Below are 21,229 nucleotides of genomic sequence, written 5' to 3'. Positions count from 1 at the left end.
CGTCACCTCGCTCGATACGTGGAGCCGACGCCGGATCACTCAGTCGATGCTGGCAAGCAGCCGTGGTGGCTGCCTGTTTACCCCCCAGAACACTTTCGCGGTCGACAACCTTGAAAGTCACTCCCGATGACCCGTGCGCCGGTGTACCGGCTCTCCCCTGTTTTGGATGGCCTGGGCTTAAGGATAGTTGGGAATTCGGGAGGTAAAGGCGAGATACGTAATTAGTTGTGGCAGACCGTTCGTCTGCCCCGCGCAGGCCCACGGCAGCCGGGGCCTGCACGTGACAAAAAAATTATTCGGCGGCGCCTTGCGCGGTTTCCGACGGATAAGTCGTACGCCACAACTCAAAGCCACCGTCCATGCTGTAGACGTCGGAGAAACCCTGACTGATCAGGTAGGCGGCCGCGCCCTGGCTGGAATTGCCGTGGTAGCAGACGACAACGGTCGGTGCATCGAGGTCGGCGCCTTGAATGAAGGCGTGCAGCGAGTGGTTGTCCAGATGCTTCGAACCGCTGATATGCAGGGCGGCAAAAGTTGCAGGATCACGGACATCGACCACGACTGCGCCTTGCTCACGCAGGGCATGGGCCTGTTCCGGGGGGATTCGTTTGAATTCGCTCATGGCGGGTTCCTGTAGCTCGGCAGAGTGCGCAGTCTAACGCGGGGCGCTGACTGGCGGAGTTTCGGGGATAAGTGGTGCGACTGATGGCGCAAGCCCGCCGTGTTCATCGCATTTGCATGACACGCGCTCGCCGCTGTCGACGTTCATCAGGGTCAGGCTGCCGCCCCAGACACAACCGGTGTCCAGTGCCGAGATGCCCGGTTCACGGACATCGCCTTCCAGCGCGGCCCAGTGGCCGAAAATGATGCGCAGACCGCGGGTCTTGCGCTCTTTGTGCTGGAACCATGGCTTATAGCCCGGCGGGGCAGTATCCAGGCCTTCCTTGCTCTTGAGGTCGAGCTTGCCCTCGGCGGTGCAGAAGCGCATGCGGGTGAAATAGTTAGTGATGACGCGCAGGCGGGTCACGCCCGTGAGCTCGCTGTCCCATTTTGCCGGCTCATTGCCGTACATGCCGTCCAGGTAAAGCGGAAACAGGTTGTCGTCACGCAGTGCCGCTTCGGCCTCGGCCGCGTACTTCAGGGCCTTGCGCAAGGACCACTGCGGTGGGATGCCTGCGTGCACCATGGCTACTTCGCGTTGTTCGTCGTAGTGCATGAGTTTCTGCTGGCGCAGCCACTCGAGCAGATCGGCTGCGTCGGGGGCTTCAATGATCTCGCGCAGGGTATCGGACTTCTTCAGGCGCTCAATGTTGTTGGCCGCAGCGAGCAGGTGCAGGTCATGGTTACCCAGTACGCAAACCAGCGAATCGCGCATGCCGTAGAGAAAACGCAGGGTCTCCAGCGATTGCGGGCCGCGGTTGACCAGGTCGCCGACCAGCCACAGCCGATCGAGCTTCGGGTCGAAAGCCACTTGCTTGAGCAGACATTTGAGCGGTTCGAGGCAGCCTTGCAGGTCGCCGACGGCGTACGTCGTCATCAGTGCAAGGCTCCGGGTACAGCGAGGCGGAAAGGCTTGATGATCGCGTCGAAATGCTTGCCGTCGTCGGCGACCATTTCATAAGAGCCCTGCATGGTGCCGACCTTGGTGGTCATCACTGTGCCGCTGCTGTAAGTGTGGCTCTTGCCTGTGTCGATCAGCGGTTGCTGGCCGACGACACCGGCGCCGCGCACTTCTTCGACATGCCCGTCACCGTCGGTGATCACCCAATGCCGCGACAACAGCTTGGCCGGGAGCGCGCCATTGTTTTGCACGGTGATGGTGTAGGCGAAGGCGAAGCGGTTGTGCTCGGGTTGCGATTGGTCTGCCAGGTAGCGGGTAACGACACTGACGTCGACCTGATAACGAGAATCGGACATGCAAAAGGGCCTTAAGCAAAGCGGAACGCGAGGCGTAGCTGATGGGGAATCAGTCTAGGCAAGTATCGGGCAGTAAACCAGAGTGGCGTCCTGCCCGATAGCGTACATCGCCAGTCAGTCGGCGGCGGGGGCGGCAGGAACCTGCTCGGCGAGCTTGTCGGCCAGGCGCACGAATGCGGCCAGGTCCAGTTGCTCGGGGCGCAGGCTGCCATCGACACCGGCGGCTTCGATCTCGGCAGCGGTCATCAATTGCTTGAGGGTGTTGCGCAGGGTCTTGCGACGCTGGTTGAAGGCTTCGCGAACGACACGCTCGAGCAGGCGATGATCCTTGGCCGGGTGCGGCAGTACCGCATGCGGCACCAGGCGGACGATGGCCGAGTCGACCTTTGGCGGCGGGTTGAAAGCGCCCGGGCCGACGTTGAACAGGTGTTCCACACGGCAGTGATACTGAACCATGATCGACAGACGACCCCAGTCCCCGCCACCCGGGCCTGCGGCCAGGCGCTCGACCACTTCCTTCTGCAGCATGAAGTGCATGTCGCGAATGATGCCGGCGTTGTTCAGCAGGTGGAAAATCAGCGGTGTGGAGATGTTGTACGGCAGGTTGCCGACCACGCGCAGGCTGTTCGGCGCAGCGTTGAGGGTGTTGAAGTCGAACTTCAGCGCATCGCCCTGATGCAGGTTGAAGTTGCTCTTGCCGGCAAACTGCTGGTTGAGGATCGGGATCAGGTCCTTGTCCAGTTCCACCACGTCGAGCTGCGCACCGGAGTTGAGCAGGCCAGCGGTCAGCGCGCCCTGGCCCGGGCCGATTTCCAGCATGCGGTCGCCGGATTTGGCGCTGATGGAGCGCAGGATGCGGTCGATGACGCCGGCATCGTGCAGGAAGTTCTGGCCAAAGCGTTTGCGCGCCTTGTGTTGGTATTGCTCGGTCATAAACGGGTCTCGGCCATCTGGTAGGCGGTTTCCAGGGCGACCTGCAGGCTGCCGGTGTCGATCTTGCCGCTGCCGGCCAGATCCAGGGCGGTGCCGTGATCGACCGAGGTGCGGATGATCGGCAGGCCAAGGGTAATGTTGACTGCGGCGCCGAAGCCTTTGTACTTCAGCACGGGCAGGCCCTGGTCGTGGTACATCGCCAGCACTGCGTCGCAGTGCTCCAGATATTTGGGGGTAAACAGAGTGTCGGCAGGCAGCGGGCCACGAAGGTCCATGCCCTCGCCGCGCAGGCGCTCTAAGGTAGGTTCGATGATGTCGATTTCTTCATGGCCCAGGTGTCCGCCTTCACCGGCGTGCGGGTTGAGCCCGCAGACCAGGATGCGTGGCCGGGCGATGCCGAATTTGTCTTGCAGCTCGGCGTGCAGAATCCGCGTGACCCGTTCCAGCCGTTCCGGCGTGATCGCATCGGCGATCTCGCGCAGGGGCAGGTGAGTGGTGACCAGTGCCACGCGCAAGCCGCGGGTGGCGAGCATCATGACCACTTGTGCGGTATGAGTCAGGTCAGCGAGAAATTCTGTGTGCCCGGAGAACGGGATGCCGGATTCATTGATCACGCCTTTATGTACAGGGGCGGTGATCATCCCGGCGAAGTCGCCGTTCAGGCAGCCGTTGCCGGCGCGGGTCAGGGTTTCCAGAACGAAGGCAGCGTTGGCCTTGTCCAGTTGCCCGGCAACCACGGGAGCGCTCAGCGGAGTGTCCCAGACGTACAGGCTACCGGCGGGTGCCGGCATATCCGGCCATTGGCCGGGTGCCACCTCCCGCAAAGAGACGGCCAGCCCCAGCTGCGCGGCCCGCTCGGTGAGCAGGTCGCGGCTGGTGATGGCAATCAGGGGGTGTGGCTGGGCTTGCGAGGCGAGCAGCAGGCACAGGTCGGGACCGATGCCGGCTGGTTCGCCGGGTGTCAGCGCGAAACGCTTGGGTTTCACTGCGCTGCCTGGTCTGCACCAGGGAGTTTGATTTCTACGTAGGCTTCTTCACGAATCTGACGCAGCCAGTTCTGCAGCTCTTCATCGTACTTTTTGTTACGCAGAACGGTCATCGCTTGTTGCTCGCGGGCCTGTGCGGTGCTGTCGGTGGCGCGGCGGCCAAGGACTTCCAGTACGTGCCAGCCGTACTGGGTCTGGAACGGCTTGGACAGCTGACCTTGTGGGGTCTTGGCCATCACTTCGCGGAATTCCGGTACCAGTGCGTTCGGGTCGATCCAGTTCAGGTCGCCACCGTTGAGTGCCGAACCCGGGTCTTCGGAGTAGTTCTTCGCCAGTTCAGCGAAGTCTTCACCGGCCAGGATGCGCTCGTACAGCGACTGCACCAGGGCCTTGGTCTTGGCTTCGTCACGGATCGGGCTTGGCTTGACCAGGATGTGGCGCACATGCACCTCATCACGCATCTGCGCTTCGCCACCACGTTTGGCCAGCAACTTGAGGATGATGAAACCACCCGGGGTACGTGCAGGCTGAGTGATGTCGCCAACGGCCATGCTGCTCAGCTCACGATCGAACGGCGGTGGCAGTTGCGCAGCTTTACGCCAGCCCATGTCGCCGCCTTCCAGGGCGTTGTCGCTGCCGGATTTGGCAACGGCCATCTGACCGAAGTCAGCGCCTTGCTTGAGCTTCTGGTAAACGTCCATCGCCTGACGGTAAGCGCTCTGAATCGCATCAGAGTTGGCGCTTTCCGGCGTCGGGATCAGGATGTTGGCCAGGTGCAATTCTTCGGACAGCTGCATCTTGCCCAGGTCGGAGGCGAGGAAGTTCTTCACTTCCTGCTCGGAGACCTGGATGCGCTCTGCCACACGACGCTGACGCACACGGCTGATGATCATCTCGCGCTTGATCTGGTCACGGGCGTCGTCATAGGACAAACCGTCGTGTGCCAGGGCGGCGCGGAATTGATCCACGGTCATGTTGTTGCGCTGGGCAATCGTACCGACCGCCTGGTTCAGTTCTTCATCGGTAATGCGGATGCCGGAACGCTCGCCGATCTGCAGTTGCAGGTTTTCGACGATCAGGCGCTCGAGCACCTGCTGATCCAGCACGCCGGGCGGCGGCATGCCGCCGCCACGCTTGGCGATGGTCTGCTGAACTTCGTGGACGCGCTGGTCCAGTTGGCTCTGCATGACCACGTCGTTATCAACGATCGCGACCACTTTATCGATGGACTGTACTGCGGCGTTGGCCGCAGTACCCAGGAACAGCGCGCCCAGCAGCAGCGGGCGCAGAGAATCAGAAAGCTTGGTCTTCACGTTGACGATAACCTTGGATGCCTTTGTCGAGGAAGCTCTCTACCTTGGCGCCAGTCAGGCCGCCGAGTCCCTTCAGAACAATTTGGAGGAAGACGCCGTGGTCGCCTTTTTCGTTTTGCGGAGCTTCCTGACTGAATTCGTCGTAGGAAACCCAGTAACGGTTGATCAGGCGCAGTTTCCAGCAGCAGTTGTCGTATTCGAAACCACCGAAGGCTTCCAGCGTACGGTTGCGGTTGTAGTCGTACTGCCAGCGGCTGATCGCGCTCCACTGCGGAACGATCGGCCAGATGACCGAGAAGTCATGCTGCTGGATCTTGTAGTAGTCCTTCACGTAGCCAGGTTGGCCCGGCGTGCCGTAGTCGCCGCCGCCCACAGCCCACTTGCCGGTGTTCTGGTCGTAACGGATCTGGTCGTTGCGATAGCGATAACCGACGTTGACCACCTTGTTCGGGTTGTCTTCAGGCTGGTAATGGAACATCGCGCTGCCGGAACGCGGGCTGCGGCTGTCCGGATCCCAGTTGTAGTCGGCCGTGGTGCGCCAATCGCGGTTCCAGCGGTATTCGTATTCCAGCGCGTATGGCGATACGTCGGACTGGGCATCTTTACGGTCGTTGAACGCGATGCCTGGCAGTTGAACTTCGCGATCCTTGAAGTAGTAAGCCTGGCCTACGCTGATGCGCTGACGCTCGAAACCGTTGTCTTCGATCCAGCGGCTGGTCACGCCCAGCGACAGCTTGTTCTCGTCGCCGACACGGTCGGAGCCAGAGAAGCGGTTGTCACGGAACAGTGACGCGTAGTTGAAGGTGTATTCACTGGTGTCGAATACCGGAATGTCTTCCTGATCAACCTTGGGTACATACAGGTAGAACAGACGCGGTTCCAGAGTCTGGCGATAGTTCTTGCCGAAGTACGACGTGTTGCGGTCGAAGTACAGGCCGCTGTCGACGCTGGCGATCGGTACGCCACGGTTCTGGTTGCTGTCAAACTTGCCATTGAGCTTCTGCTGCTCAGGAGTCATCGCATCGATCTGCGACTTACCGGTGCCGTCCAGATCCAACTGGTATTGGGTGTACTGGTACTTGAGCGATGGCTTCAGGAAGCCATAGGTCCAGTTCATCGGCAGGCTGACACAAGGCTTCAGGTTCAGACGGTCGCCGTTGGCGCGGGCCAGGCCAGTAACGTTATTGTCGAGGCGTGGTTCGACAGTAGTCCCGTCTTCGTTGGTGAACGTGCCATTTTTCAGATCACGATCAAACCGCACAATCTCGGTCTCGTAATCGAAATTCAACCCTTCCGGGTGATACGGAAGTTGACCATTGAAGGTGATCTGCGGCAGACGGTCATACGGAGTGATGTTCGATACGGTCGCCAGCTGGTAAGCCTGAGCGTTCAACCGCGCGGTATAGCTGTCGCCACGATAGGTGACCGAACCTTGCTGGTTCACGAAGTCAGCACTCTTCACACCGATCTGATCAGTGGTCAGGTCCTGGAAGTAGTACGGATCGCTGATCTTGGTGTAGTCGACCTGAGTCATCACGCGGGAGTCGAGACCACCCTTGTGCTGCCAGTTGTACATGTAGCGATTCTTTTCGTAGTCGGTCTGTTTGCTGCGATCGGTATCTTCGTCGTTCAGATACGCCGCACCGAACTGGCCTTCGCTGGACTTGGTCAGGTAACGGAATTCGCCTTCGACCAGCATGCCGCGTTTGCTCATGTAACGCGGGTACAACGTGGCATCGTAGTTCGGCGCCAGGTTGAAGTAGTACGGGGTCACCAGCATGAAGCCGGTATCGCTGCCGGTGCCGATGGTCGGCGGCAGGAAGCCCGATTGACGACGGTCGTCGATCGGGAAGTAGATGTACGGCGTGTACAGGATCGGAATGTCCTTGACCCACAGTGTCACGTTGGTCGCGGTACCGAAGCCGGTGGCAGGGTTCAGGGTGATGTTGTTGCCCTTGAGCTGCCAGGCGTTGCTGTTCGGTTCGCACGTGGTGTACGTGCCGTCCTTCAAGCGGATGATCGCGTTTTCGGCACGCTTGGCGTACAGCGCGTTACCGCGGATGCGCGATTTGTGCATCACGTATTCGGCGTTGTCGACCTTGGCTTCACCGGTGTCGAGCTGCACATCGGCATGGTCGCCGACGATCAGTGCGCCGTTGTCGCGAATGCGCACGTCGCCATTGAGTTCGGCGCGGCTCTCGGCCTGATACAGGCTGGCCTCGTCGGACTCGACCTGCATGCTGCCCTGACGCAGGACCACGTCGCCGGCCAGCGTACCCACCTGATCTTCGGTGTTGTAGCGCGAGGCCTTGGCGCCGATAAAGGTCGGTGCGTCACTTTTATTCGTCTTGTCATTCATGCCAGGACGAATCGGTTCGATATAGGAACCAGAGCAGTAAGGACCGGTCTCGGCCAATTGGGCGGCGGTGAGCTTCTCGCGCGGAACCCAGTCGAGGTGACTGTAGTCTTCGCTACGGGATTTCAGACCGCGGCCCTTGGCTTCGGTGACCAGCACAGGCTTGGCGCCGGTGTCGGATGTGGAACCGTTCTGGGTCGGGGCTTCGCCGGCGGCGCTGACAGCGCTGCCGTCATGCACCGGACGCGGCGGCAATGCAGCTGCCGGCGTCTTGGGCGCACACGCCCAGCCACCCGTTGCCGAGACGGCGCAGTCATACTGCTCGGCGGCAACAACGAATTGACTGGCCAGAGGTTGCATAGCCAGCAGACTGCCGGTTACCAACAACGGAAATTTTTTACGAAACGCGGGGGATTTCAATGCCATCTTATTAGTCCGGGCTTCCTGCGTGCCATCTGCCCGCGGTGTGGGCCGCACGCCTCTCGATGGTCTGAAAAAGATGCTGGATAATAAAGCATGACCCGCTTGACGGCTAGCGCCGTCGGAGACCCTTGCAATGCCTGACCAAGATGTACGCTTGCAACACCTGAAAGTTTGGCTCGATGAGCAGTTGGCAATCCTGTTTGCAGATCAGGGCTGGGGCGCCGTGCCCCCGGCCACGTTGACCGCGGCCAGCAGCGACGCGAGTTTCCGCCGGTATTTCCGCTGGGAAGGCGCGGGTCGCAGTTTCGTCGTGATGGACGCGCCACCGCCCCAGGAAAACTGCAAACCGTTCGTGGATATCGCCTTTTTGCTGGCGAAATCCGGAATTAACGTGCCGAAAATTTATGCAGAAGACCTCGAACGCGGATTTCTTTTGCTCAATGATCTGGGCAACAAGACCTATCTGGACGTAATCGACAGCGAAAATGCCGACGCTTTGTTCAGCGATGCCCTGCAGGCGCTGTTGGCTTTTCAGCAATTGCCGATGGTTGCACCGCTGCCGAGTTACGACGTGGCACTGCTGCGCCGCGAGCTGGAACTGTTCCCGGAGTGGTACGTGAAACGCGAACTCGGCATCGAGTTCGACGCGGCACAGCAGCAACAATGGCAAGCCGTCAGCGATCTGCTGATCGACAGTGCCCTGGCCCAGCCGAAATTGCTGGTGCACCGCGACTACATGCCGCGCAACCTGATGCTCAGCGAGCCGAATCCCGGCGTACTGGACTTTCAGGATGCGGTCTACGGCCCGGTCACCTACGACGTGACCTGCCTGTTCAAGGACGCCTTCCTCAGTTGGCCTGAAGAGCGCGTGCGTGGCTGGCTGGAAAGCTACTGGCAGCAAGCCTCGGCGCTGGACATCCCGGTGCAAGCGGATTTCGAAGACTTCCTGCGTGCCAGCGACCTGATGGGCGTACAACGCCACCTGAAAGTCATCGGCATCTTCGCCCGCATCTGCCATCGCGATGGCAAGCCGCGCTACCTGGCCGACGTGCCGCGTTTCTTCGCCTATATAGAAGCGGTGCTTGCGCGTCGTCCTGAACTGGCGGATCTGCAGGCGTTGCTCGCCAGTCTGCGTGGCGGAGCGACTGCATGAAGGCGATGATTCTGGCGGCAGGCAAGGGCGAGCGCATGCGCCCGCTGACCCTGACCACCCCCAAGCCGCTGGTGCGTGCCGGCGGCGTGCCGTTGATCGAATATCACCTGCGCGCGCTGGCGGCGGCTGGTTTCAGCGAGATCGTGATCAACCATGCCTGGCTCGGTCAGCAAATCGAAGATTACCTGGGCGACGGTTCGCAGTTCGGTGTGAGCATCCAGTACTCGCCGGAAGGTGAGCCGCTGGAAACCGGCGGCGGCATTTTCCGCGCCTTGCCGTTGCTCGGTGACGATGCGTTTCTGGTGGTCAACGGTGACATCTGGACCGATTACGACTTCAGCGTGCTGCATCAACCGATCAACGGTCTGGCACATCTCGTACTGGCGGACAACCCGGCTCATCATCCGACGGGCGATTTCACCCTGACTGACGGCCGGGTACAGGATGGCCAGCAAGGCGCGCAAACCCTGACCTACAGCGGCATCGCCGTGCTCCATCCGCAGTTGTTCGATGGCTGCGCGGACGGCGCATTCAAGCTCGCACCGTTGCTGCGCAAAGCCATGGCTGACGGACAGGTCAGCGGTGAGCGTCTGAAAGGTCACTGGGTGGATGTCGGTACGCATGAGCGTCTGGCCGAAGCTGAAGCATTGATAGAAGCGAGTCGTTGATATGTTGTGGCCAGGGACTCTGATTGGAGCCGGAGCGGGTTTTGCGATTGCCAGCATTCCGGGGGCCATGCTTGGGGCATTGTTGGGGCAGGCGCTGGATCGGCGCCTGCACCTGCAAAGCTGGGGGCACTTGCGGGAAAAGCTCGGCGGGCGGCCGATGTTGCGCAACGACGAATTGCTGTTCGTGTTGCTCGGGCGTCTGGCCAAAAGTGACGGGCGAGTGACGGACGGTCATATCCAGCAGGCGCGCCATGAAATGAACGCCCTGGAAATGAGCGAGCCGGCACGGCGGCGGGCGATTGCTGCGTTCAATCGCGGCAAGTCCGGCGGCGACCGCCTGCGCGGTTATCTGCGCCGCCTGAGTGCTCAGCCGCATGCCGCCGAGGGCGTGTTGCGCGCCTGCTGGCGGATGGTCTGGGCCGACGGTCGCGCGGGCGTGAGTGAGCGTGAATTGTTGGCGCAGTGGGGCAAGTGGCTGGGTTGGACAACCCACCAGATTCAGGCGCTGGCCAATGATTACGAGCCCAATAAACGGCCGATTGTCAGTGCGGCGGTGAGTTATCAGGAAGCGATGCGCCTGCTCGGGGTGTCGGCGACCAGCGAGCCGGCGCAGATCAAGCGCGCCTATCGCCGGCTGCTCAGTCGTCATCACCCGGACAAGATCGCCGGCAGCGGCGCGACGCCGGAGCAGGTGCGTGACGCGACCGAGAAAACCCGCGAGCTGCACAACGCGTTTACCCTGATTCGGGCGCGGCGGGATTTTCGCTGATCGTTAGAGGTGAGTTGTTGATGAGGGCCTCTTCGCGAGCAAGCCCGCTCCCACATTGATCGCATTCCTACAGATGGAATGCATTCAAATGTGGGAGCGGGCTTGCTCGCGAATGGGGCCACTCGATCTATCAGTCAGTCTTCTGCGGATTCAACCAGCCACGCACCCGCCGGAATATTTGTTCCTGCTCAGCCTTTTTATCCGGCAACGCCTTGAGCGCCACCTGGCTGAAGGTAGAAGTCTTCAGGCGCTTGCTGGCCTGCAGGCGCTCGAGCGCCGCGTTGCGATCCAGCGCCTTGTCCATGTAGAAAATGTCGGCGGTCGGCAACTTCAGGGTCGGTGTCAGCTCGGCCAATTGTGGCTTGGCCTTGCTCGGCGTTTGCGCATCGACCATCACCAGTTTCTCGACCTGGGAACTCTGCCGCTCGCTGAGAAAGCGCGCTGCCCAGTACGCGCCCGTGCCGTGACCGAGGACCACGACCCGGCGTGCGCTTTGCTGCTCGGCGTAGGCGATCGCCGCATCGATCCGCGCAAAGATCCGCTCGGCATCCGCCTTGGATTGTTCTTCAGTTGTTTCGGCGACCACCTGATCCGCCACTTCCGCTTCACCGCCCGCCGCCTGTTCGATCGGTTGCGCAGTGGTGGAATCCTTGCTGCCACTTTCCGGGGCTTTCGGCGCGGCGGCGGGCGCAATCACCCGCGGTGCAATGACATCGCTTTGCAGATCCGGCAGGGTGATACTCAGGCTGCTCCACTCGACATCGGGCAATTTGCTGCGCAGTGGGCCGATCACTTGCGGCCAGTCAGCGGTTTCGCCGGCGCCGGGGACGATAATCACCGCACCTTTGGGCTCGGCAGTGTTGGCCGGTTTCCACAGGGCGAGGAAAGTATCGGCGCCGGCCTGCAATTGCTGCTGTTCTTGTGCCGGGACTTTGCGTTCGAGTGCTGCGGCTTCTTCCTGACTACGCTCAAGCAGTGGCTGGCGTTCGGCCGGTTTTTCGGCGGCCGGTTGCTCGGCGGTGGAGGCGGGCGCCGGATCGGCGGCTTCGACGGAAAACGCACAAGGCAGGATCAGCGACAGGCACAATGCTGGCATTGCCAGGCGGTAGACAGAGGGCATCGGTTATTCCAGGCCAGAAAAGTATCCCGGCAGCCTAATGGGTTGGTCAGAATTTGTCAGTGTACGAGACTTCAATGATGCGTTTTTGCTGCCTGTGGGTTATCGGCTGGTTGTGTTTTCCCTTGATGGGCTGGGCGGCGTCTGCGCCGGCGGCGCACGCGGCGCTGTTGACGCCCGGCGAGCAGCAATGGCTGGCGCAGCACCGAGAGCTGCGCGTCGGTCTGGTGTTGCAGGCACCGTACGCGCAGTACGACCGGCGTCTGCAGCGCTTGTCCGGGGCCAATGTCGAATTGATGAAGTCACTGGCCAAAACCCTGAACGTCGAGCTGAGCTGGCGCAATTTTCAGGACCTGGCGCAACTGGAAGACGCCGCCCGCGAAGGCGAAATCGACATCGCCCCGGGCCTGACTCAGACCCCGGGTGCGCTGCGCCTGTGGCTGTTTTCCGATCCTTACATGCGTGTGCCGCAACTGGTGGTCAGCGACCAGAAGAGCGGCGGCGTGGTCGAGCTGGAAAAGCTCGACAGCCTGTCCCGCGTCGCGGTGCGCATGCCCAGCGTCACCGCCGATTATTTGCGCAGCAATTACCCGCACCTGAATCTGCAAGGCGTGCCGCTGGAGCGTCAGGCGCTGCAACTGTTGTTGACTCAACAAGCGTCCTACGCCGTGATAGATGAAGCACAACTTGGGCGGTTGTCCGCCGAACCCGAGTTCGCCGGGTTGGTGGTGGTCGGCGATATCGGCTTGCCGCAGCTGTTGCGGGTTGCCACGCGGCGCGACTGGCCGCAATTGGCCGGGATCATCGAAAGCGCCTTGCGAGCGATCCCGGCCAAGGATTTGGAGCGCCTGCACAACCAATGGCTGCAACCCAAGTACCCACGGCTGACGGAATCGCCGGGGTTCTGGCAGAACCTCAGTCTGCTGTTCGCGGTGTTGCTGCTCAGTTGCCTGGCCATCGTGGTCTGGCAACGACGCCAGCAACACAGCCTCGAACAGCGTCTGCTGGCTGCACGTGAAGACATCGCCCTGCGCGCGGCCAGCGAAGAAGCCTTGCGCCTGACCCAGTTTTCCATCGATCAAAGCACCGTCGGCATTCTCTGGGTCAACTGGGATAGCCATGTGCGCTATGCCAACCGCGCGGCGGAACACATGCTCGGTTATCCACAGGGCGCGCTGATCGAGCGGCCGCTGATCGACTTCGAACCCGGTCTGCACATGGATCGCTGGCTCAACCTGTGGAAACGCGCGCGGGCCAGTGAAGAAGGGCCGCTGAGCTTTGAAACCAGTTGCGTGCGCGCCGATGGCGGCATCCTGCCGGCGGACGTCTCGCTGAGTTTTCTGCGTTTTCGCGACAGCGAGTATCTGGTGGTTTATCTCACCGACGTCACCGAGCGCCGCCGCGCCCTGGCCGCGTTGCAGGAAAGTGAAGCGCGCCTGCAAGGCATCGCCGCCAACGTTCCGGGGCTGGTGTTCCGCCTGGAGCGGGCGCCGGTGACCGGTCAGATCGATTTCGCCTACATCAGCGAGGGCAGCGAGAGTCTGGTCGGCTACGCGCCAGCCGCCATCGCCCATCGCGACATGGGCTTGCGCAGTCTGGTGCACCCGGACGACAGGGCCAGTTATCACCAGACCCAGGATCAAGCGCTGGACACTGACAGTGACTGGTCGTGGCAGGGTCGCATCCTCACCCGTCAGGGCGAGCAGCGCTGGGCCGAGATCAAGGCAATCACCCGACAGCTGGAGGATGGCGCCTATGTCTGGGACGGCATCGTCTGGGACATCAGCGAAAGCAAGCGCATCGAGCTGGAGCTGGCCGCCTCCCGCGAGCAACTGCGCGAATTGTCGGCGCACCTGGAAAGCGTGCGCGAAGAAGAAAAGGCACGCATCGCCCGAGAAGTGCACGATGAGCTGGGGCAGATGCTCACGGTGCTGAAGCTGGAAACCTCGATGTGCGAACTGGCCTATGCGCAACTCGACCCGGGGCTCCACGAGCGCTTGAACAGCATGAAGCGCCTGATCGCCCAGTTGTTCCAGCTGGTGCGTGATGTGGCGACGGCGTTGCGCCCGCCGATTCTCGATGCCGGGATTGCTTCAGCGATCGAATGGCAGGCGCGGCGCTTCGAGGCGCGTACGCAGATTCCGTGTCTGGTGCAGGTGCCGGACAATCTGCCGGCGCTCAGCGATGCCAAGGCGATTGGCCTGTTCCGCATCCTGCAGGAGGCGCTGACCAACGTCATGCGCCATGCTCAGGCGCATACTGTGGAGCTGACACTGGCGCTGGAAGGCGATGAGTTGTGTCTGACGGTCAGCGACGATGGCGTAGGCTTTGTCGCTGCGGCGGATCGGCCGACGTCCTTTGGTTTGGTCGGTATGCGCGAGCGGGTTTTGATCATGGGCGGGCGGCTGGTACTGGAGAGTGAGCCGGGGAAGGGCACCAGTCTGCATGTGTGGGTGCCGGTGAATGAGGTTTGAAGGTTTGTGGTGTTTGCGCTGACGCTATCGCGAGCAGGCTCGCTCCCACAGGGTTTGGTGTGTACCTGAAATCTGGAGAAAAAATTTGATCCGTGTACTGGTAGCCGAAGACCACACCATCGTCCGTGAAGGCATCAAGCAATTGATCGGCCTGGCCAAGGATCTGCAAGTGGTGGGGGAAGCGAGCAATGGCGAGCAGTTGCTCGAAACCCTACGCAGCGTGCCGTGTGAAGTGGTGTTGCTGGACATCTCGATGCCTGGCGTCAATGGGTTGGAGGCGATTCCGCGGATTCGCGCGCTGAACAATCCACCCGCGATTCTGGTGCTGTCGATGCACGACGAGGCGCAAATGGCCGCCCGTGCGCTCAAGGTTGGCGCCGCCGGCTATGCGACCAAGGACAGCGATCCGGCGCTATTGCTGACGGCGATTCGCAAAGTGGCGGCCGGCGGGCGCTACATCGACCCGGAACTGGCCGACCGGATGGTCTTCGAAGTCGGCCTGACCGACACGCGTCCGTTGCATTCGCTGCTGTCCGAGCGTGAGTTCTCGGTGTTCGAGCGCCTGGCCCAGGGCGCCAACGTCAACGACATCGCCCAGCAACTGGCGCTGAGCAGCAAGACCATCAGCACCCACAAGGCGCGGCTGATGCAGAAGCTCAACATCACCTCGCTGGCCGAGCTGGTCAAATACGCGATGGAGCACAAACTCCTCTGAGAACACCGTATTTCTAATGTGGGAGCGGGCTTGCTCGCGAATGCGGTGGGTCATCCAATCATTCATTGACTGACATACCGCATTCGCGAGCAAGCCCGCTCCCACAGGGAATCTCCATCTGGCCTGCCATTGTGGGCATATCCATTAGCGACAGGCGCTTTTGCTTGTTCTTGCGGCTCGCAGCATGGCGCTCGTCGCTCGCTTGCCAAAATGCGCCATCCTTGTAGGGCAATCCCTACCCCCAACCTTCCATCCGGCTGAGGCGATTCTCTCCTGCGCCCCGATTTGCGTGGCTGGCGCCAGCCACTAGGCTTAATCCACAGCAGTTACCAATAACAAAGGTGTGGGTATGAGCCAGGTCGATTCAAACGCAGGGGCCAGTGACGTGCTGGTCAGCTTTCGTGGAGTGCAGAAGAGCTACGACGGCGAGAACCTGATCGTCAAAGACCTCAACCTGGACATTCGCAAAGGCGAGTTCCTGACCCTGCTCGGGCCGTCCGGCTCGGGCAAGACCACCAGTCTGATGATGCTCGCCGGGTTCGAAACCCCGACCGCTGGCGAAATCCTCCTGGCCGGCCGTGCAATCAACAACGTGCCGCCGCACAAGCGTGACATCGGCATGGTGTTCCAGAACTACGCGCTGTTCCCGCACATGACCGTGGCCGAGAACCTGGCCTTTCCGCTGACCGTACGTGGCCTGAACAAGAGCGACGTCAGCGACAAGGTCAAGAAGGTCCTGAGCATGGTCCAGCTTGACGCGTTCGCTTCGCGCTATCCGGCACAACTCTCCGGCGGTCAGCAGCAGCGTGTGGCGCTGGCGCGGGCGCTGGTGTTCGAACCGCAACTGGTGCTGATGGACGAACCGCTGGGCGCACTCGACAAGCAACTGCGCGAACACATGCAGATGGAGATCAAGCACCTGCACCAGCGCCTCGGCGTGACCGTGGTCTACGTGACCCACGACCAGGGTGAAGCGCTGACCATGTCCGACCGCGTCGCCGTGTTCCATCAGGGCGAGATCCAGCAGATCGCCCCGCCGCGTACCCTCTACGAAGAACCGAAAAACACTTTCGTCGCCAACTTCATCGGCGAGAACAACCGCCTCAACGGCCGACTGCTCAGCCAGAGCGGCGAGCGTTGCGTGGTCGAGTTGGGTCGCGGCGAGAAGGTCGAGGCGCTGGCGGTCAACGTCGGCCAGACCGGCGAACCGGTGACCCTGTCGATCCGTCCCGAGCGCGTCAGCCTCAACGGTTCGAGCGACCAATGCGTCAACCGCTTCTCAGGGAGGGTGGCGGAATTCATCTATCTGGGCGACCACGTCCGGGTGCGCCTGGAAGTCTGCGGCAAGACCGACTTCTTCGTGAAACAGCCGATTGCCGAGCTCGATCCAGCGCTCGCGGTCGGCGACGTGGTTCCGCTTGGCTGGCAGGTCGAGCACGTTCGCGCACTCGATCCTCTTCTAGAGGCGCACTAAGCGCCCCGGCAATACCAACACCAACCCTGCACGTGGAGAGAACAATAAATGTTGAGATCCCTGAAGTTCACCGCCCTGACCCTGGGCCTGATGGGTGCGGCCAGCGCTATGGCCGCCGGTCCCGATCTGACTGTGGTGTCGTTTGGCGGGGCGAACAAGGCGGCGCAAGTCAAAGCCTTCTACGCACCGTGGGAAGCGGCGGGCAACGGCAAGATCGTTGCCGGCGAGTACAACGGCGAAATGGCCAAGGTCAAAGCCATGGTCGACACCAAGAGCGTGTCGTGGGATCTGGTGGAAGTTGAATCGCCAGAGCTGTCCCGTGGTTGCGATGAAGACATGTTCGAACAGCTCGACCCGGCACTGTTCGGCAAGACCGAAGACTACGTCAAAGGTGCGATTCAGCCGTGCGGCGTGGGCTTCTTCGTCTGGTCGACCGTGCTCGCGTACAACGCCGACAAGCTGAAAACCGCGCCAACCAGTTGGGCCGATTTCTGGGACACCAAGAAATTCCCGGGCAAGCGTGGCCTGCGCAAAGGCGCCAAGTACACCCTGGAATTCGCGCTGATGGCCGACGGTGTTGCACCGAAGGACGTTTATAAAGAGCTGGCGAGCAAGGGAGGGCAGGATCGCGCGTTCAAGAAACTCGATGAACTCAAGCCGAGCATTCAGTGGTGGGAAGCCGGCGCGCAACCACCGCAATACCTTGCTTCCGGTGACGTGGTCATGAGCTCGGCCTACAACGGTCGCATCGCCGCCGTGCAGAAAGAATCCAACCTGAAAGTGGTGTGGAATGGCGGCATCTACGACTTCGATGCGTGGGCCATCCCGAAAGGTCTGGACGCCAAGCGCGCCGAAGCGGCGAAGAAATTCATCGCCTACTCGGTTCAGCCGCAGCAACAGAAGACCTACTCGGAAAACATCGCCTACGGCCCGGCCAACACTCAAGCCGTACCGCTGCTGAGCAAGGACGTGCTGAAAGACATGCCGACCACCCCGGAAAACATCGCCAACCAGGTGCAGATCGACGTCAGCTTCTGGGCTGACAACGGCGAGCAACTGGAGCAGCGCTTCAATTCCTGGGCTGCGAAATAACCACAGTCTGAAGGAAGACTTTGTGGCGAAGGAGCTTGTGTGGTGAGGGGATTTATCCCCGATGGGTTGCGAAGCAGCCCCCGAAGCCATACCCGCTCGGTGTGTCAGATAAACCGGATTCTCAGGTTTTACGACTGCTGCGCAGCCGATCGGGGATAAATCCCCTCGCCACAAAAACTCCTCTGAGACCTGTGGTGTTTCAACACAACAGAGGTGGTTCGCCACCTCTGTAACGATCAAAGATTTGCGGAGTACGTCATGGCCATCGCCGTTCCCCTGAACGAGGGCGCCAGCCCCACCTTGAAGCAGAAGCTCAAGCGCGCCGAGCGGGTCAACCGCTGGAAGGCTCAGGCGTTGATTGCGCCGCTGGTGCTGTTTCTGTTGCTGGTGTTTCTGGTGCCGATCGTGGCGCTGCTCTACAAAAGCGTCGGCAACCCGGAAGTGGTCGGCGGCATGCCGCGCACCGTGGCGGCCATCGCCAGTTGGGACGGCCGTGGCCTGCCCGCTGAACCGGTGTACAAAGCGGCCGGCGAAGATCTCGCCGAAGCCCGCAAAAACCAGACGCTGGGCGATCTGTCCAAGCGCTTGAACATGGAGTTGGCCGGCTATCGCAGCCTGCTGACCAAAACTGCCCGGGCGCTGCCCTTCGCCAGCGAACCGGCCTCCTATAAAGAAGCCCTCGAAGCGCTCGATGAGCGTTGGGGCGATCCGGCCTACTGGCAAGCGGTCAAACGCAACACCAGCAGCATCACGCCTTACTACCTGCTGGCGGCGGTGGATCACCGTATCGATGATCTCGGCGAACTGGCCCCGGCCACCCCGGATCAGGCGATCTACCTCGACATCTTCGCCCGCACGTTCTGGATGGGCCTGATCATCACCGTGATCTGTCTGTTCCTCGCCTATCCACTGGCCTACCTGCTGGCGAACCTGCCATCACGGCAGAGCAACCTGCTGATGATTCTGGTGCTGCTGCCGTTCTGGACCTCGATTCTGGTGCGGGTCGCGGCGTGGATCGTGTTGCTGCAATCGGGCGGGCTGATCAACAGCGCACTAATGGCGATGGGCATCATTGATAAGCCGCTGGAGCTGGTGTTCAACCGCACCGGGGTCTACATCTCGATGGTGCACATTCTGCTGCCGTTCATGATTCTGCCGATCTACAGCGTGATGAAAGGCATCTCGCCAACCTACATGCGCGCCGCCATCTCGTTGGGCTGCCATCCGTTCGCCAGTTTCTGGCGGGTGTATTTCCCGCAGACTTATGCCGGCGTCGGTGCCGGTTGCCTGTTGGTGTTCATCCTCGCCATCGGCTACTACATCACCCCGGCGCTGCTCGGCAGCCCGAACGATCAGATGGTCAGTTACTTCGTCGCGTTCTACACCAACACCAGCATCAACTGGGGCATGGCCACTGCACTGGGCGGCCTGTTGCTGCTGGCGACCGTGGTGCTTTATCTGATCTACAGCTGGCTGGTGGGCGCCAGTCGCCTGCGCCTGAGCTAAGGGGAATTTGAAATGCTGAGTCCTTACATGTCGCCCATCGAACGGGTGTGGTTCTACAGCTTGCGGATCCTCTGTGGCCTGATCCTGCTGTTCCTGATTCTGCCGGTACTGGTGATCGTGCCGCTGTCGTTCAACTCCGGCAGTTTTCTGGTGTACCCACTGCAGGGCTTCTCCCTGCACTGGTATCAGGACTTCTTCGCCTCGGCGGAATGGATGCGCTCGCTGAAGAACAGCATCATCGTCGCTCCTGCGGCGACCGTGCTGGCGATGGTCTTCGGCACCCTGGCCGCCATTGGCCTGACCCGTGGCGATTTCCCCGGTAAGGCGCTGGTGATGGCGCTGGTGATTTCGCCGATGGTGGTGCCGGTGGTGATCATTGGTGTGGCGAGTTATCTGTTCTTCGCGCCGCTGGGTCTGGGCAACAGCTTCTTCTCGCTGATCGTGGTGCACGCAGTGCTGGGTGTGCCGTTCGTGATCATCACCGTGTCGGCGACGTTGCAGGGGTTCAACCACAATCTGGTGCGGGCGGCGGCCAGCCTTGGCGCTTCGCCATTGACCACGTTCCGTCGGGTGACCCTGCCGTTAATTGCGCCGGGGGTGATTTCCGGGGCGCTGTTTGCCTTTGCCACTTCGTTCGATGAAGTAGTGGTGACGCTGTTCCTCGCCGGCCCCGAGCAAGCGACCTTGCCACGGCAGATGTTCAGCGGGATCCGCGAGAACCTCAGCCCGACGATTGCGGCGGCGGCCACCTTGCTGATCGCTTTTTCGGTGATTTTGTTACTGACGCTGGAATGGCTGCGTGGCCGTAGCGAGAAACTGCGTACCGCGCAGGTCTGACGCCCAGATCAAAAGCCACCCCCTCACCCCAGCCCTCTCCCCCAAGGGGGCGAGGGGGAAAGGGAGCAGATCTTCATGCTGTTCAGAATATGAGTTCGACTCGGTATTGCACGTCGATGGACTTCGAGAGTGCAGCTCGGTCAGTCCCCTCTTCCTCCGGGAGAGGGTTAGGGTGAGGGGCTTTTGCTCTTGATTATTCACCAACTGAATACCAGACAACCCCAAACCCTCAGCTACGCTTGTGCTCAGCTCCCACATCTATAAGAGGCTGCGCACGATGAGTCTGTCCCAGTTCAAAATTGCTCACAAACTGATCACCGGCGCCGGGGCCATCGAGCAACTGGCGGCGGAGCTCACGCGGCTGGATATCGACAACCCGCTGATCGTCACCGACGCCGCGCTGGTCAAGTCCGGCACCGTGGAGCTGGCGCTGTGCCAATTGGGCGGGCGCGAGTACGAGATTTTTGATCGGGTGCTGCCGGACCCGGAAATCGCCATCGTCGAAGATTGCATGCGCGTGTATCGCGAGGGCGGGCATGACGGCTTGATCGGTCTCGGTGGCGGCAGTGCCATCGACATCGCCAAGAGTGTCGCCGCGTATGCCGGATACCACGGCGCGCTGGAAGACCTGTTCGGCGTCGATCAGGTGCCGCGCAAAGGCCCGCCGCTGATCGCCATCCCGACCACCGCCGGCACCGGCTCGGAAGTGACTAACGTCGCCATCCTCTCCGACAAGGTCGCGCAACTGAAGAAAGGCATCGTCAGCGACTACCTGTTGCCGGACGTGGCGCTGGTCAGCCCGCAAATGACCCTGACCTGCCCGCGCAGCGTCACCGCCGCCAGTGGCGTCGATGCGCTGGTGCATGCCATCGAATCCTATCTGTCGGTCAACGCTTCGCCGATCACCGACTCGCTGGCGCTCGGCGCAATCAGGTTGATTGCCCGGTCGCTGCCCAAGGCCTACGCCAATGGCGCCAATCTGCAAGCCCGGGAAGACATGGCCACCGCCAGCCTGATGGCCGGCATGGCGTTCGGCAATGCCGGAGTCGGCGCGGTGCATGCGTTGGCCTATCCGTTGGGCGGGCGCTTCAACATCGCCCATGGCGTCAGTAACGCGTTGTTGCTGCCGTATGTCATGACCTGGAACAAGATGGCCTGCGTCGAGCGCATGCAGGATATCGCCGAAGCCATGGGTGTGAAGACCGTTCATCTGAGCGCCACCGAGGCGGCGGACAAAGCCGTGCAGGCAATGACCGAACTGTGCGCGGCGGTGGAAATTCCGGCCGGGCTGCGCAGTTTTGGCGTTCCGCAAGAGGCGATCCCGGCCATGGCCGTGGAGGCCGCGGGAATCGAGCGTTTGATGCGCAACAACCCGCGCAAGCTCAGCGCTGCGGATATCGAGAAGATCTACCGGGCGGCGTACTGATCATCGCGGTCACGGTGCGCGCACGGAAACTTGAGGTATACAATGCGCGCCATCGTGATTTAGCTCAGAA

Annotated in this window: 18 protein-coding genes; 10 read left to right on the top strand and 8 right to left on the bottom strand. The window is 61.3% G+C overall.

Annotated features, from left to right (window positions below; translation table 11 throughout):
• Positions 1-292: 292 nt before the first annotated feature.
• The 7 genes from glpE to E3Z29_RS28680 form a co-directional block, all read right to left on the bottom strand.
• Entirely contained in the window at positions 293-622 is a 330-nt protein-coding gene (gene glpE / locus E3Z29_RS28710) for a thiosulfate sulfurtransferase GlpE (protein ID WP_098965914.1), read from the bottom strand.
• A gap of 33 nt (positions 623-655) precedes the next feature.
• Positions 656-1,537 (bottom strand): symmetrical bis(5'-nucleosyl)-tetraphosphatase, encoded by an 882-nt coding sequence (locus E3Z29_RS28705; protein WP_027610716.1) that lies wholly within the window; start codon positions 1,535-1,537, stop codon positions 656-658.
• Positions 1,537-1,917 (bottom strand): Co2+/Mg2+ efflux protein ApaG, encoded by a 381-nt coding sequence (gene apaG, locus E3Z29_RS28700; RefSeq protein WP_134787470.1) that lies wholly within the window; start codon positions 1,915-1,917, stop codon positions 1,537-1,539. Before apaG ends, E3Z29_RS28705 begins: the two co-directional genes overlap by 1 nt.
• Before the next feature lie 114 nt (positions 1,918-2,031).
• Entirely contained in the window at positions 2,032-2,850 is an 819-nt protein-coding gene (gene rsmA, locus E3Z29_RS28695) for a 16S rRNA (adenine(1518)-N(6)/adenine(1519)-N(6))-dimethyltransferase RsmA (protein WP_027610718.1), read from the bottom strand.
• Positions 2,847-3,836, bottom strand: coding sequence for a 4-hydroxythreonine-4-phosphate dehydrogenase PdxA (gene pdxA, locus E3Z29_RS28690; protein ID WP_103368682.1), 990 nt, complete (start codon positions 3,834-3,836; stop codon positions 2,847-2,849). The genes rsmA and pdxA overlap by 4 nt, the downstream gene beginning before the upstream one ends.
• Positions 3,833-5,149 (bottom strand): peptidylprolyl isomerase, encoded by a 1,317-nt coding sequence (locus E3Z29_RS28685; protein WP_134787469.1) that lies wholly within the window; start codon positions 5,147-5,149, stop codon positions 3,833-3,835. The genes pdxA and E3Z29_RS28685 overlap by 4 nt, the downstream gene beginning before the upstream one ends.
• Positions 5,130-7,931 (bottom strand): LPS-assembly protein LptD, encoded by a 2,802-nt coding sequence (locus tag E3Z29_RS28680; RefSeq protein ID WP_134787468.1) that lies wholly within the window; start codon positions 7,929-7,931, stop codon positions 5,130-5,132. Before E3Z29_RS28680 ends, E3Z29_RS28685 begins: the two co-directional genes overlap by 20 nt.
• Before the next feature lie 130 nt (positions 7,932-8,061).
• On the opposite strand from E3Z29_RS28680, the gene E3Z29_RS28675 reads away from it, so the two are divergent.
• The 3 genes from E3Z29_RS28675 to E3Z29_RS28665 are packed head-to-tail and all read left to right on the top strand — an operon-like array spanning position 8,062 to position 10,518.
• Positions 8,062-9,081 (top strand): aminoglycoside phosphotransferase family protein, encoded by a 1,020-nt coding sequence (locus tag E3Z29_RS28675; protein ID WP_134787467.1) that lies wholly within the window; start codon positions 8,062-8,064, stop codon positions 9,079-9,081.
• Positions 9,078-9,749, top strand: a complete 672-nt coding sequence (gene murU, locus E3Z29_RS28670; protein WP_027610723.1) for an N-acetylmuramate alpha-1-phosphate uridylyltransferase MurU — start codon at positions 9,078-9,080, stop codon at positions 9,747-9,749. Before E3Z29_RS28675 ends, murU begins: the two co-directional genes overlap by 4 nt.
• A gap of 1 nt (position 9,750) precedes the next feature.
• Positions 9,751-10,518 (top strand): TerB family tellurite resistance protein, encoded by a 768-nt coding sequence (locus tag E3Z29_RS28665; protein WP_027610724.1) that lies wholly within the window; start codon positions 9,751-9,753, stop codon positions 10,516-10,518.
• 130 nt (positions 10,519-10,648) lie between these two features.
• Here E3Z29_RS28665 and E3Z29_RS28660 read toward each other — a convergent pair whose 3' ends face one another.
• Positions 10,649-11,638 carry an alpha/beta hydrolase family protein gene (locus E3Z29_RS28660; RefSeq protein WP_134787466.1) on the bottom strand — a complete coding sequence of 330 codons (990 nt, stop codon included), beginning with the start codon at positions 11,636-11,638 and terminating at the stop codon, positions 10,649-10,651.
• 74 nt (positions 11,639-11,712) lie between these two features.
• On the opposite strand from E3Z29_RS28660, the gene E3Z29_RS28655 reads away from it, so the two are divergent.
• The 7 genes from E3Z29_RS28655 (at position 11,713) to E3Z29_RS28625 (ending at position 21,159) form a co-directional block, all read left to right on the top strand.
• Complete coding sequence (locus E3Z29_RS28655) at positions 11,713-14,109, top strand: PAS domain S-box protein (protein WP_134787465.1); 2,397 nt, start codon at positions 11,713-11,715, stop codon at positions 14,107-14,109.
• 85 nt (positions 14,110-14,194) lie between these two features.
• Positions 14,195-14,824, top strand: coding sequence for a response regulator transcription factor (locus E3Z29_RS28650; RefSeq protein ID WP_003228820.1), 630 nt, complete (start codon positions 14,195-14,197; stop codon positions 14,822-14,824).
• 349 nt (positions 14,825-15,173) lie between these two features.
• Positions 15,174-16,298 carry an ABC transporter ATP-binding protein gene (locus E3Z29_RS28645; RefSeq protein ID WP_007966453.1) on the top strand — a complete coding sequence of 375 codons (1,125 nt, stop codon included), beginning with the start codon at positions 15,174-15,176 and terminating at the stop codon, positions 16,296-16,298.
• Positions 16,299-16,346: 48 nt separating this feature from the next.
• Entirely contained in the window at positions 16,347-17,390 is a 1,044-nt protein-coding gene (locus E3Z29_RS28640) for an ABC transporter substrate-binding protein (protein ID WP_027610727.1), read from the top strand.
• 258 nt (positions 17,391-17,648) lie between these two features.
• Complete coding sequence (locus tag E3Z29_RS28635; protein WP_098965898.1) at positions 17,649-18,896, top strand: ABC transporter permease; 1,248 nt, start codon at positions 17,649-17,651, stop codon at positions 18,894-18,896.
• 12 nt (positions 18,897-18,908) lie between these two features.
• Positions 18,909-19,733: an ABC transporter permease gene (locus E3Z29_RS28630; RefSeq protein ID WP_041070101.1), complete on the top strand. Its 825-nt coding sequence runs from the start codon at positions 18,909-18,911 to the stop codon at positions 19,731-19,733.
• 277 nt (positions 19,734-20,010) lie between these two features.
• Positions 20,011-21,159 carry an iron-containing alcohol dehydrogenase gene (locus E3Z29_RS28625; protein ID WP_134787464.1) on the top strand — a complete coding sequence of 383 codons (1,149 nt, stop codon included), beginning with the start codon at positions 20,011-20,013 and terminating at the stop codon, positions 21,157-21,159.
• The last annotated feature ends 70 nt before the right edge of the window (positions 21,160-21,229 follow it).

It is taken from the genome of Pseudomonas sp. S150 (assembly GCF_004526365.1).
Taxonomy (GTDB): domain Bacteria; phylum Pseudomonadota; class Gammaproteobacteria; order Pseudomonadales; family Pseudomonadaceae; genus Aquipseudomonas; species Aquipseudomonas putida_A.
This window is presented reverse-complemented; position numbering and strand designations above follow the sequence as displayed.